At 34.0% G+C, this 12827-nt stretch carries 13 protein-coding genes, 1 pseudogene and 1 riboswitch; of the genes and pseudogenes, 10 read left to right on the top strand and 4 right to left on the bottom strand.

Features of this window, described 5'->3' with window-relative positions:
• The first annotated feature begins 187 nt into the window (after nt 1-187).
• Complete coding sequence (locus AC3WVA_RS20180; RefSeq protein ID WP_151633967.1) at nt 188-1237, top strand: NAD(P)/FAD-dependent oxidoreductase; 1050 nt, start codon at nt 188-190, stop codon at nt 1235-1237.
• Nucleotides 1238-1432: 195 nt separating this feature from the next.
• Here AC3WVA_RS20180 and AC3WVA_RS20175 read toward each other — a convergent pair whose 3' ends face one another.
• Complete coding sequence (locus AC3WVA_RS20175; protein WP_048529346.1) at nt 1433-1801, bottom strand: hypothetical protein; 369 nt, start codon at nt 1799-1801, stop codon at nt 1433-1435.
• A gap of 179 nt (nt 1802-1980) precedes the next feature.
• On the opposite strand from AC3WVA_RS20175, the gene AC3WVA_RS20170 reads away from it, so the two are divergent.
• The 7 genes and pseudogenes from AC3WVA_RS20170 to AC3WVA_RS20140 all read left to right on the top strand — a co-directional run bounded on the left by AC3WVA_RS20170 (nt 1981) and on the right by AC3WVA_RS20140 (nt 6684).
• Nucleotides 1981-2220 carry a helix-turn-helix domain-containing protein gene (locus tag AC3WVA_RS20170; protein ID WP_002037874.1) on the top strand — a complete coding sequence of 80 codons (240 nt, stop codon included), beginning with the start codon at nt 1981-1983 and terminating at the stop codon, nt 2218-2220.
• Between the two features lie 234 nt (nt 2221-2454).
• A complete protein-coding gene (locus tag AC3WVA_RS20165; protein WP_098347394.1) occupies nt 2455-2979 on the top strand; it encodes a spore coat protein in 525 nt (174 codons plus the stop codon).
• Between the two features lie 20 nt (nt 2980-2999).
• Nucleotides 3000-3449, top strand: a complete 450-nt coding sequence (locus tag AC3WVA_RS20160) for a PI-PLC domain-containing protein (protein WP_000432506.1) — start codon at nt 3000-3002, stop codon at nt 3447-3449.
• A 162-nt stretch (nt 3450-3611) separates the two neighbouring features.
• Entirely contained in the window at nt 3612-4280 is a 669-nt protein-coding gene (locus tag AC3WVA_RS20155; protein WP_001004285.1) for an LSm family protein, read from the top strand.
• Nucleotides 4281-4516: 236 nt separating this feature from the next.
• Entirely contained in the window at nt 4517-5782 is a 1266-nt protein-coding gene (locus AC3WVA_RS20150) for an S-adenosylmethionine decarboxylase related protein (protein ID WP_098347397.1), read from the top strand.
• Nucleotides 5783-5907: 125 nt separating this feature from the next.
• Nucleotides 5908-6032 (top strand): annotated as a pseudogene (locus AC3WVA_RS20145) (ATP-binding protein); the annotation flags it as partial.
• A 271-nt stretch (nt 6033-6303) separates the two neighbouring features.
• On the top strand, nt 6304-6684 hold the full coding sequence (locus tag AC3WVA_RS20140) for a hypothetical protein (protein WP_071757798.1): 381 nt from the start codon (nt 6304-6306) through the stop codon (nt 6682-6684).
• A 27-nt stretch (nt 6685-6711) separates the two neighbouring features.
• On the opposite strand, the gene AC3WVA_RS20135 is transcribed toward AC3WVA_RS20140, so the two are convergent.
• The gene (locus tag AC3WVA_RS20135) at nt 6712-7344 is read right to left on the bottom strand and encodes a cyclase family protein (RefSeq protein ID WP_098347398.1); all 633 of its coding nucleotides are present in this window, start codon (nt 7342-7344) and stop codon (nt 6712-6714) included.
• Nucleotides 7345-7429: 85 nt separating this feature from the next.
• A riboswitch (SAM riboswitch) is annotated at nt 7430-7542 on the bottom strand.
• Between the two features lie 146 nt (nt 7543-7688).
• On the opposite strand from AC3WVA_RS20135, the gene AC3WVA_RS20130 reads away from it, so the two are divergent.
• Nucleotides 7689-8798, top strand: coding sequence for a PRK06851 family protein (locus AC3WVA_RS20130; RefSeq protein WP_195756142.1), 1110 nt, complete (start codon nt 7689-7691; stop codon nt 8796-8798).
• Nucleotides 8799-8918: 120 nt separating this feature from the next.
• A complete protein-coding gene (locus AC3WVA_RS20125) occupies nt 8919-9701 on the top strand; it encodes a nucleotidyltransferase domain-containing protein (protein WP_195756141.1) in 783 nt (260 codons plus the stop codon).
• Nucleotides 9702-9715: 14 nt separating this feature from the next.
• Here the strand turns inward: AC3WVA_RS20125 and AC3WVA_RS20120 are convergent, their stop codons facing one another.
• Entirely contained in the window at nt 9716-11017 is a 1302-nt protein-coding gene (locus AC3WVA_RS20120) for an MFS transporter (RefSeq protein ID WP_195756140.1), read from the bottom strand.
• A gap of 143 nt (nt 11018-11160) precedes the next feature.
• Entirely contained in the window at nt 11161-12687 is a 1527-nt protein-coding gene (locus AC3WVA_RS20115; protein WP_492322118.1) for an FAD-dependent oxidoreductase, read from the bottom strand.
• Nucleotides 12688-12827 lie beyond the last annotated feature (140 nt).

Below are 12827 nucleotides of genomic sequence, written 5' to 3'. Positions count from 1 at the left end.
AGAAGATGTAATCTCAAATTTGCTAATTATTAACAAAATGATAATGATTATCACTATTGATTCTTTAAATAATATAATTTTATATAGGTGTATTGTCAATAGTAATTTTGATTGTAAAATTTGCGGAAACAGGTTATATTTTATTGAGAATGATAATCAATGATTAGTAGCTGAGGAGTGAAGGTTAATGAATAGAGAAGAATTGTTTGATGTAACCGTGATAGGCGGGGGACCTGCAGGGCTTTATTCAGCTTTTTATAGTGGACTCAGAGAGATGAAAACAAAGATAATAGAATTTCAACCACAGTTAGGTGGAAAAATACATGTTTATCCGGAGAAAATGATTTGGGATATTGGTGGATTATTACCGGTTACTGGTGAAAAGTTAATTGAGCAACTTGTACAACAAGGGTTAACATTTCAGCCGGAAGTTGTATTGAATACAAAGATAGAATCAATTATTCGTAATAAAGATGGTATTTTTACGTTAAAAACAAGTACTGGAGAAGAACATTTTTCAAAAACAGTGATCGTTGCAACTGGAAGTGGTATATTAAATCCACAAAAGTTATCAATAGAAGGTGCGGAGCGATTTGAAGTATCAAATTTAAATTATACAGTTAAATCGTTAAAACGTTTCAAAGATAAAACGGTCATTATTTCAGGCGGAGGTAACTCTGCAATTGATTGGGCAAATGAGTTAGAACCAATTGCGAAAAAAGTCTATTTAACATATAGAAAAGAAGAATTATCTGGGCATGAGGCACAAGTAAAACAACTTATGAACAGTTCTGCAGAATGTTTCTTTAATACATCGATTACAACATTAATTGCTGGCGATAACCATGAAGCGATTGAATATGTAGAATTAACAAATCACGAAACGGGAGAGGTTTCTCAGTTAGCTATCGATGAAGTTATTATTAATCATGGATATGAACGTGACATTACATTATTAGAAAATAGTGAGTTAGATGTTGCAATTATAGATAACTATTATATTGCTGGGAATGCCAATAGTGAGTCTTCAGTAGATGGATTATATGCTGCGGGAGATATTTTAAAGCATGAAGGGAAATTACACTTAATTGCAGGAGCATTCCAAGATGCTGGAAATGCTGTAAATAAAGCGAAACAATTCATTCAACCAGATGCAAGTGAGTACGGAATGGTTTCTTCGCATAATGAAGTATTTAAGAAGAGAAATCGTGAATTGATCAAGCAGATGATGAAATAATAAAAAAACAAGTATACCCCCATTTACTTCTCTATTCGAATGACGAGAAAGGTAAATGGGGGTTTTCCTGTTTACTATATTTTCAATCATTATAATGACACCGGTTTCATCAGTTCATGTAATATGAACATTTTATTTGTAAATTTGCCTAGAAAACAATGAGTCTATGTTTTGCTGACGCAGAACAGTATTACATTATGCTGTCCCTTTAGCTCGTTCGTTAGGAAATGGCATATTTAATATAGAAGCAATGTACTGTTTTCCATGCATTCGAGCTAATGATTCTAATATTTGACGGACACGTTTTGTAAGATGTCCTTGTGCCTTTATAGCTTCACAATATGCGTCATAGAAAGCGTATTTAGCCCAAAGGAAATCATCTTGTTGGAATAAAAAATGATTTTTGTACCATTCCCCAATTGTATGGTAACAATTGTTTTCGTGTATTGCTATGCTTTGAGAAAGAATGCGATCAGATAAAGATGTAGTTAAATGAGAAATTGTGTTTTCTGTTTCAATTTGTAATGTTTTTTCTAACATTGTAATGATGTGACGAGTAGCCATATGTTAACTCTCCTTTGTGTAAATGGGTAATACCATTCTATATTTAAAAAATCCTTACTATATTATTATACAATATATGGAATGCAACCACCTTCTTTTTAAATTGCATTTACAAAATCTTTTTTATTTGTTTACAAAAATAAAGTAAGATACAGTATATATGAAAAAATAATAAAGGAATGAACGCGTTGTATATAACAATAGAAGAAGCTGCGGAGTATTTGAATTTACCAAAGTCGTATATTGAAGAGCTAATTCAGCAAAAGAAAGTTCGTGCGCTATTTGATGGAGAACAATATTTATTAAATAAAGAACAATTCAATACACATTTAGAACAAATGGAGAAATATAAGCAATTAGTGGAAGAAATATTAAACGAACCAATTCCAGAAGATATGGATGTTAAAGACGAAGATTAAATGATGGAAAATCCCGTATGAAGATATGCAGAAATGTATCTTCATACGGGATTTTTTTGTGCAAAGATGCCGAATTTAAAAGACCTTAAGTATTCTGTGGGATTTTGATAGGTAGTAGTCTACCATGTTAAAAGCATATTTTTTGCGAGCTAGGACAAACATAGAGAACGTAACCTGTACAGATACATATACTATCAGTGCAAAAGCTTATAAATTAATGGAAGGGGTTTTCTCGTGAGTTTATTTCATTGTGATTTTTTGAAAGACTTAATTGGATCTTTTGTGAGAGTAAACAGGGGTGGTCCAGAATCTCAAAAAGGAACAATAATATCAGTATGTCCGGACTACTTCGTATTGCAGAATGAAAAAGGTGAGCTGTATTACTATCAACTTAGTCATCTAAAAAGTATTACAAAAAATGCGAAAGACTGTGGATCAAGTGATTGCGAATGGGAAGATTGCGCATGTGCAGAAGACTTTGAAGCATTACTGCAAACTTTTAAATATTGCTGGGTGAAAATTAATCGCGGTGGTCCAGAGAAAGTGGAAGGCATCTTACAAGATGTTTCTTGTGATTTCGTGACATTGATTGTAAAAGAAGAAATTATATTAGTTGCAATAAAGCATATTAAAAGCGTTAACTATAATGCATTAGCATGCGGAGAGAGCGATGAGAGCGATGATAGTAGCAGTAAGGAAAGTAGTAGCAATAATTCAGGTCGCGCTCGTGCACAAAGACAATCAAGTAGAGGAAGATAATAAGAAAGGGGGATACAAAATTGGAGAACGTATTATGCTGTGACCAAATTAAATGTTTAGTTGGTGAGACTGTAAAAGTAAACCTGCGTGGACCAGAAAGTCGAGTAGGTGAACTCGTATCGTTAGGCAAAGACTATCTAACGTTACAATTACCTCATGGCGAATTAGTGTATTACCAGTTAAAACATGTGAAGAGTCTAGTTAAGAAAGTGAAAGAAAGTAAATGTGGTGATTGCTATAGTTCATGTTTCTGCTCTGATGAGGATACTTTTTTAGATATATTAAAAGACTTGAAGTATAAGTGGGTAAAAATTAATCGTGGCGGTCCAGAATGTGTGGAAGGTTTATTAAGTGAGGTACACCATGACTGTATTACACTAGTAAACTGTGATGAAGTTATTTATGTAATTAAGTCTCATATTAAGAGTGTGAGCCAAGTAGTTAAATGCAAAAAGAATGAAGATGAATAATGTTTAATAAATAAGAGGGGCATTATGAGGGAAAGAGAAGAACAATTTCTTATTTCGATAGTATGAAAAGGAATTACTTACTATTAAGACAGAACTTTGCCCTGATTATTTTTTTAGAAATGGAAGACAGGAAAGAAGAAATTTATAGGAAGGAGGATATAGATGAATGAGTTAAACAAAAGTATTGGAGAAAATATATATGTTAAATTAATCGGCGAAAAAAGATTTAAAGGTGTATTAATAGACGTAGGAAATGATATCGTTGTTCTTTACAATGGACAAGACTACGTATATATATCTTTATACCATGTACAATATTATAAAATTTTACGACCATATGATGAAGAAATATCAAAACCAGATGTGGATTCTGTAATTAAGAGAGAATCCCCTTCAATTTCTTTGAGGAAAGTATTAAGTACTTCTAAAGGGATTTTCACAGAAATTTATGTAGCTGGAAATGCTCCAATACATGGATATGTTACAAGTATAATGAACGATTATATCGTTTTTTATAGCCCAGTTTATAAAACAGTATATATATCTTTAAAGCATTTGAAATGGTTAATTCCATATAAAGAAAATCAAGTGCCTTATGCCCTTAATAAAAACGAACTCCCTGTAAATCCATTAAATATTACGTTAGCTCGAACGTTTGAAGAACAACTTATTAAAATGTCTGGCAAAATCATGGTGTTCGATTTAGGTGAGGAATCTAATAAAATCGGAAAGATGGCGAAGATTGATGAAGGACATATTGAAATATTAAAAGCACGTGATGCGAAAATGTATGTAAATATTCAACATGTAAAATCTGTCCATTGTCCGTAAGCTAGTTGAAAGGGCTGGCTTTTTCTTTTATATGCAGAAGAAAAGGTCGAGCCTATTTGTTTAGCACGATTTGAATATGAGGGGAAAATGAATTGAATATAAATATGTTAGCTTTATGTAGGGGGTACTAATCTTGTGCGAAATTATAAAAAATATGTACGAGCCATCTTTTCATATATTCAATTTATTTTTTTGAGGGAGAACTGCTTAACTAATCTATTAAAGGGGTTTTGTTGGTGGAGCAGTTTCCGAATTCGTTATCGATTACATTACTTGGTAGTGCTGGTGGGGCAGCAAAAGCAGTTTTAGCAATTTTAAATCAGGCGATAGTAAATGAAAAAGACCCGATTTATGAAGCGATAAAGAACGTTACATTTCATTTGGTTGATATAAAACAAAAAGATAGGGTTTATTATGATGAGTTGTTTCCAAATTTGAAAGAGCAATTGTTTTTATTCGAAATAGACCTCCAAGATGTAGTGACATTTAAAGAGCATTTAAAAGAAAGTGGTACGAGCGTCGTTATTGATGTTTCAGGAGCAGATACGATTAGAGTATTAAGCTGTTGTAATGAACTTGGGATTTGTTATATTAATTCAGCCTTGGAAAATGAGGCAGTAGATCAGGACGATAGCTTAATCGGTTTCCAGCTTACTGAAAGGTATACGAGGTTTGAGAAGGAGAAAGAGAAATTTACAAATACAAAAGCAATTATAGGTTCAGGTATGAATCCAGGTGTTGTTCAATGGATGGTTGTCGAACTTATGAAGGAACGTCCAAATGAAAAGCCAAAAGCATGCTATATAGTAGAACATGACACGTCATTTTTACATGATGCATCACTTATAAAACCTCATACACTGTATGCTTCATGGGCAGTAGAACGATTTCTAGATGAAGCGATATGGAGTTATCCGATGTATATGAGTCATCATCGTCCTCTTTACTTTTATGAAGATGTATATGCTTCAGAGTATAAAGTGAAGTTAGGGGAGAAAGAGTTCTATGGTTGTTTAATGCCACATGAGGAAGTTTTAATTTTAGGGAAAAACTTTAACATGGAAGTTGGGTTTCTTTACCGAATTAACGAGTATACAACAAATATAATTAGGCAAAATTTAGATAAGGTAGAAGATTTATGGAACTGGAATCGTAAAGTATTTAATCCAGCTGAAGAAGAGATTGCGGGCGAGGATCTAGTCGGTGTATTACTCGTTTATGAAAATAGCGAGACATATATGTATAACGTGATGAATAGTAGTCAAGTTTTTCATAAATATAAAACAAATGCGACTTACTTCCAAGTAGGATGCGGAATTTATGCTGGCTTGTGTAGTTTACTGTTCGATGACTTTAAACAAGGTGCTTATTATGTAGAGGAATTATTATTAAATACAGAAAGTAAGTATGGTGAATATTTAAATTTATATATGAAGGATTTTGTAGTGGGCGAAAATGACTTTTCGGATGGATTGCTGCATGACCGGGTAAGATGGATATAAGTTGTGATGAAAAGGAAGGGGAGATCTCCTTCCTTTTCGTATGATAAGGTTACATATTGCCCTGAAAGCAATTTCATACTTATATGAACAACTACTTTAAAAGTTAGATATATGAGGAAAGAGGAGCTGTAAAAGGATTTACACAAATGCAAAAAGAAAGAAATCCTGCCAATACGATATTATGTTATATGTTGTACAGCTTGTGGAAAGTTATGCAGCACAATATAGAGTGAATTTTCAATTGCAAGTAGCATGGGAATAGGAACGAAGGTAGAGATTTTTTTACCGACAGTATGATGTGCTAGAAGAAAATATTTTTCAGAAAAGTGTTCTTGTTGTGTAAATATAAACATTTTATAAAATGTTTCAAGAAGGGTTTTTTTTTAAAAATACTTCGTTTATAATGGAGGAAAATATCGACATGAGATTTGTTATTCATGTAACGGTTCGGTAGTGTTAGAAAAAGAAGGGGTGCACGCGCATCCTTTTTTCTATGCAGATATTATGAAAGAGGTGGTATGATGGAATTAACATTAAATTCGACTGTATGCTTACACACGATTCAATTTCGAAAAGAGCAAAAGAATTATATTGTAAAAGATACAATTACAGGAGAAAAATATGAAATGCCGCCACTTTGGATTGATGCATTGGCAATGATGCGTGACGGTTTTTTATTGGGGGAAATTGAGGAGAAATTAAAAGAAGAGTATCCAGACGAAGAAATAAATATGTTAGCCTTTACGAGGCAACTGTTAGAGCTAGAGCTTGTCGGAATGGTAGATGGGGAAGAAATAGCTTGTACAAAGAAGAAAGAGAAAGATTATTTAGCTTGGTTACGTCCTCGTGTTGAACAATTCTTTCTTAATTTAAATAAAAAAAATAGAAGCAAAGGTCAATGATGATCTTTGCTTTTTTGTATAGTTTATTTAAAAAATTACAGCGAATGCTCTTGCAAAAGCACCGTCGCTATCTTTAATTTTTAAAGGTGCCGCTGAGAAGAAGAAACGTTTCGTGTGAATGGCATCTAAGTTTGTTAAGTTTTCGATTAAATAAATATTATTCCCAAGTAGTATGTGATGAATTGGTGATGTTTCTGTCGTTACCTTATCAGGAGAAATAAAATCTAAACCGACAGATTTTACTCTCAATTGTACTAGTTCCTCGGCTAATTCTTCAGAAAGATAAAAAGCTTCTTTCTCATACGCCTCTGTATTCCATTTAGTAGATAGATTGGAATGGAAAATAACAATATCTCCTTCTTTTATATCAGCATTGTGCAGTACTTCTTTAGGTAGTTTTCGTTCTTGTACATGAGTTACATCGATAAGAACAGCTTCGCCTACAAATTGATCTAGAGGTAATTGATCAATAGTCGTTGCGCCTGAAATGAAATGAGCAGGAGCATCACAATGCGTGCCAACATGAACGACAGAATGAAAATCTGTAACTTGATAGCCTGTCTCTTCAATGCTTGTAATGGCTCCTAAATTGATTTTTGGTGTTCCAGGGAATTGGGACATATTATTTTCAAATGTTTGTGATAGGTCAATTACTTTCACTTTAAATACCTCCAATATAAGTTTTGAAATATAAAAAACTCACCTTTCATAATCAAGAAAGATGAGTTTTGCACACAATAGTTACGTTTTATCTTTCAAAATGCATTGCATTTTGCAGGAATTAGCACCTATTCAGTTTATATAAACTGAGGTTGCTGGGCTTCAAAGGGCCGGTCCCTCTGCCTCTCTTGATAAAGACATATTTAATTGGTTCTGAATATTCATTGTATTTAAATTGTAATTCATTTCCTTTTTTCGTGCAATACAAAATAGGTATTCACCCAAATAAAGTTGCTCGCATATTGTAGCTTATGTAAATAGAATGCTGCGAAGGAGTGAGTGCAGTGACAGGGAATGTATTGAATTATTATGCAGGTGGAAATACAGCTAGAGGATTTCATAATTTATACGAAGAGAATTTAAAAGGACTAAACAGATTATTTATTTTAAAGGGTGGACCTGGAACGGGAAAATCTTCTTTAATTAAGGCAATAGGTCGTGAATGGGTTGACAAGGGATATGATATTGAATTTTTACACTGTTCTTCTGATAATAAATCGGTTGATGGTGTCATTATCCCGAAGTTAAAAGTAGGAATTGTTGATGGAACATCACCGCATGTTATTGAGCCGAAAATGCCAGGAGTTGTCGAGGAGTATATCAATTTAGGTGTTGCTTGGGATTCAGATAAATTAAGAGAGCAGAAGGTGGAAATTGAACGATTTGTCTCAGAAGCAAGCAAAGCGTTTCAAGCTGCTTACGCTCGTTTCCATGAGGCGCTAATTATACATGATGAGTGGGAGAAAATATATATTAGTAATATTGATTTTAATAAAGCAAATGAACTAACAGATCAGCTCATTCAGAAATTATTTACAGATAAAGTTGGGAAACAATCGCTTGTGAAACATCGCTTTTTAGGTGCAGCTACACCGAAAGGTGCAGTTGATTTTGTTCCTAATTTAACAGAAGGATTATCAGATCGTTATTTTATAAAAGGACGCCCTGGCTCTGGAAAATCAACAATGCTCAAAAAATTAGCTAAAGCAGCAGAAGAAAAAGGATTTGAAGTTGAAGTATATCATTGTGGATTTGATCCAAATAGTCTTGATATGGTGATCGTAAGAGAATTAGGATTTGCAATTTTTGATAGCACTGCGCCACATGAGTATTTTCCGAGCCGCGAAGGTGATGAAATTATAGATATGTATGCCTTGATCGTGACACCAGGGACAGATGAAAAGTATGCGACAGAAATTCGTGATGTGTCGATTCAATATAAAGCAAAAATGAATGAAGCGATGTCTTTTTTAGCAAAGGCAAAATCAGTTCGTGATAAATTGGAACGAATTTATATTGCTGCTATGGATTTTTCAAAAGTAGACGCATATAAAGAGGAGATTCAAAAAGAGTTTGAACGAATTGCGGTTAGTGTAACAGAAAAGAACAAGTAAAAATAAGGGTTTTTGGCAAGCTGTCGGGAATTTTCTGACAGCTATTTTAGTATGTAGTAAACTTAGTAGTATATTTGTCGAATTTCCAAGGAAATAATCAAAAAATGGAGAGGGTATGAAATGAGAGAAAAAATTAAGTTGGAGTTAGACAGAATTGAAAAAGAGAATGATGTGAAAATTTTATTTGCAGTAGAATCAGGGAGTCGTGCTTGGGGATTTCCATCAAAAGATAGTGATTATGATGTTAGATTCGTTTATATGCATCCAGTAGAATGGTATTTATCAATTCATGATAAACGAGATGTAATTGAATACCCGATTAGTGATGATTTAGATATAAGCGGATGGGATATTAAAAAGGCATTACAGCTATTCGCAAAGTCAAATCCAGCTTTACTCGAGTGGATTCAATCACCAATTTTTTATTCGAAAAGCTCTAATTTTCCAGAACAACTTCAACAAATGAGTGAAAAGGATTTTGACCCAAAAGCAACGATATATCATTACTTACATATGGCATCAAAAAATTATCGGGAATTTTTGCAAGGTGAGAATGTAAAGTTGAAAAAGTACTTCTACGTATTACGTCCTATTTTAGCTTGTAAGTGGCTAGAGGAGAAAGAGACTTTACCACCTGTAGAATTCGATCGATTGATTACAGAATTATCATTAGAACGTAGCGTATTAGATGAAATTGAACAATTGTTAATAAAGAAAAAGGCAGGTACTGAATTAGATGTTGGATTAAAAATTGAGGTGTTGAATCAATTTTTAGAAGAGCAAATTCATTACTATCAGCAATATGTGAAAGGAATTGAAAAGGGATCAGGAATTGATATTGAGAGTTTAAATACATTGTTTCGAGATATGTTGTTTGCAGTACATAAAACAGAGCACAAGTAAGATTGTGCTCTGTTTTATTTTGTAGGAATAAAGAAAACAGATATAGCTGCAAGAAGACCCGCAAATGAGAATAAGTAAAAATTCCATGCTAAGTCGTATTGCATTGTCATAATAATACCGACAAGAATAGGACCAGCAATTGCACCAACTCGGCCAAGTCCAAGTCCCCATCCTAAGGAAGTGGCCCGAATATGGGATGGGAAGTATTGTGTTACATATGCATTTAATATTTGAGTAATGCCAACTGATCCAATTCCAGCAAGACCAATTAAAAGATAGATGATTGTAACAGACGGTTTAATTGTTAATAGTCCAATACATATAGCTGCCATAAGATAGGAGATGCTAATAACAATTTTAGCTCCTATACGATCCGCGATTGCTCCAGCAAATAATGCACCGACAGCGGCAGTAATATTTAACATAAGTAGAAATGATAAACTAGATCCAAGAGGGTATCCTGCTTGGCGCATCATCTGCGGTAACCAAGTATTTAAACCATATATTAAAAACATTCCCATTATATAAGTGATCCAAAAAAGCAGCGTTGCTTTTCTATATTCTTTTGAGAATAAAGTAAGGAATCCATTTTTCTTTCGTATATTAGATGGGGGTCGGTGAGTTTCATCGTTTTCATGGAATTTAATTTGAAAACGATGTAGGATTTTGTCTACTTCTTCTTGGCGATTACGTGATAATAAAAATTGAATGGATTCAGGTAAATAACGAATAATGAAAGGAATGAGAAGCAGTGGAATCATTCCGATACCAAACATAATTCTCCATCCGAAATCTTCTAACATAAACATAGACAAAATAGCGCCTAATACGATACCTAAAGGATAGCCAGTAAACATAAGAGCATAAATAAAAGATTGTCGCTTTTTTGGTGAATATTCAACAGTAAGTGCTGAAGCTGTTGGAATAACACCGCCTAATCCGATCCCTCCGATAAATCGCCATATCCCAAATAATTCAGGAGAAGGAGCGATAGCAGCTAGGCCCATTGTAATAGAAAAAAGTGCTAAACAGCATATAAGCGTCCATTTTCGACCGATTAGATCTGTAATGGTTCCAACTAGAATAGCGCCAATAAACATTCCAAACAAAGCATAGCTTGCAATTGTACCAGCGTGAGCTGGTGAAAGTGCCCAGCTCTTGTCTTCTAGGAGCTTTGGTAGAACGGCACCGTAAATACCTAAATCGTATCCATCAGCTAGAATGGCTAGCCAACAAATAAAAACAACAAGTTTTGTAATAGAGCTTGAAAAGATAGTTTCTGTAGATTCTAGATGAGGTGGAGCTGAAGGTTGCATAGTATTCACCTCTTTTATTTGTAGATGAATATATTATTTTATTTAATGTTAATATTTCCCTCCTTCCTGTCGAAATTTATCTGAAAAGGTTTTATAACAAATAAAGAAGTTCAACAGGATTTCTGTTGAACTTCTTTATTTGTTTACTCATTATCAACTCGTTTTAACGGTTGATCTGCCGGACCTTCAATAACATCTCCCTCAATTGAAAAGCGGGAACCGTGGCAAGGACAGTCCCAAGTACAATCGCCATTATTCCATTCAACTTCGCAGCCGAGATGTGTACAAGTTGTATCGACGATATGTAATTTTCCATCTTTGTCTTTATAAGCACCTGCTCGTTTCCCGTTAACATGCACGACAGATCCTTCACCAACGTCGAGATCTTCTGGTTTACGTAGTGCAGTTTCAATCTTTCCTTCAATTAAATGTTTCGCAACATCAAGGTTTTGGGAGAGGAACGTTTTTATATCTGGATTTGCATGGAAGCGTGATGGTGCATATAGTTCTTTATATGGACTGTGTACTTTTAGAATGGAATCCTTCAGTAAATGAGCGGCAGCAGTTCCAGTTGTCATTCCCCATTTACGATATCCAGTTGCCACAAATATATTTGGATTGCTCTCGTTAATATGTCCGATATAAGGGAGCTTATCTAGCGTGATTAAATCTTGTGCTGACCATCTATAAGGAACTTCATCTATTCCAAACGTTGCTTCCGCAAAAGAATAAAGTGCTTCGTAATGAAGCATCGTGTTTATTCCTTGTCCTGTTTTATGACTTTCTCCGCCAATTAAAATTAATTTTTCCCCATTGGTTGTTGTGTAGCGTAAGGAGCGTTTTGGATCATCGATACTTAAATACATGCCACCTGGATAATCTATTTTTGCTTTAATAGCAAGAGCATAAGAGCGTTCTGCGTACATTCGCGTAAAGAAAAAGCTATTCGCATCATAAAAAGGAAAATGTGAACAAGAGACAATATATTCACAAGTAATGCGATGGCCCTCCTTTGTAATGACTTGTGGATAATCCCCCTTTTCTACATCAATAGCTGTAGTTTGTTCATAAACTTTTCCGCCCATCTCCACAAACTTTTCTAAAAGTGTTTTCAAATAAAGAAGGGGATGGAATTGTGCTTGATTTTTCATGACAAGTGCAGATTGTACGGGAATTGGAATCGATAGAGATTGAACGTAGTCACAAGGTATATTTAATTTTTGATAGGCTTCATATTCTTTCGATAAATTTCTTAATCCATTATCAGTAGTTGTATATAAATATGAATCTTCATTTGAGAAATTACATTCGATGTTATATGTTTGCACAGTTTCATTAATAAATTGCAGAGCATGATTATTTGCTTCATAGTAAAGCCCGGCTTTTTCCAAACCGAAATGATTTATTAATTCATCATAAATTAGATCATGTTGAGCTGTTACCTTTGCTGTTGTATGCCCAGTTGTTCCGTTTAAAATAAGACCAGAATCAATTAAAACAACATCGATGCCTTCTTTCGCAAGTAAATAAGCAGTAGTAATACCTGTAATACCAGCACCGATAACAGTGACTTTCGTCTTTACATTTTCGGATAAAGGGGGAAAAGCAGGGATTTGAGTAGATTCAATCCAATAAGATAATGGGAATTGTGGAAATGTATCGCTTGTCATTATAGAAACCTCCCGATTTTAGAACAATTTCCCTTTTAATATTTCCATAAAATATGAAATTCATGTGTGCTGTTTTAGAGAGAGCCTATTTTTATTAAAAGAAGGATTAAATTATTTTAATATAATTATTTAATGTTGTC

Source organism: Bacillus sp. EB106-04-02-XG92 (assembly GCF_058791995.1).
Note: the sequence above shows the minus strand (reverse complement) of the source record. Positions and strands in the feature narration are given on the sequence as shown.

Bases quoted from the DNA above. Each gene is read 5' to 3' on its own strand.
- AC3WVA_RS20180 (WP_151633967.1), top strand. From the start codon at position 188: ATGAATAGAGAAGAATTGTTTGATGTAACCGTGATAGGCGGGGGACCT.
- AC3WVA_RS20175 (WP_048529346.1), bottom strand. From the start codon at position 1,801: ATGGCTACTCGTCACATCATTACAATGTTAGAAAAAACATTACAAATT.
- AC3WVA_RS20170 (WP_002037874.1), top strand. From the start codon at position 1,981: ATGAACGCGTTGTATATAACAATAGAAGAAGCTGCGGAGTATTTGAAT.
- AC3WVA_RS20155 (WP_001004285.1), top strand. From the start codon at position 3,612: ATGAATGAGTTAAACAAAAGTATTGGAGAAAATATATATGTTAAATTA.
- AC3WVA_RS20140 (WP_071757798.1), top strand. From the start codon at position 6,304: ATGGAATTAACATTAAATTCGACTGTATGCTTACACACGATTCAATTT.
- AC3WVA_RS20125 (WP_195756141.1), top strand. From the start codon at position 8,919: ATGAGAGAAAAAATTAAGTTGGAGTTAGACAGAATTGAAAAAGAGAAT.
- AC3WVA_RS20120 (WP_195756140.1), bottom strand. From the start codon at position 11,017: ATGCAACCTTCAGCTCCACCTCATCTAGAATCTACAGAAACTATCTTT.
- AC3WVA_RS20115 (WP_492322118.1), bottom strand. From the start codon at position 12,687: ATGACAAGCGATACATTTCCACAATTCCCATTATCTTATTGGATTGAA.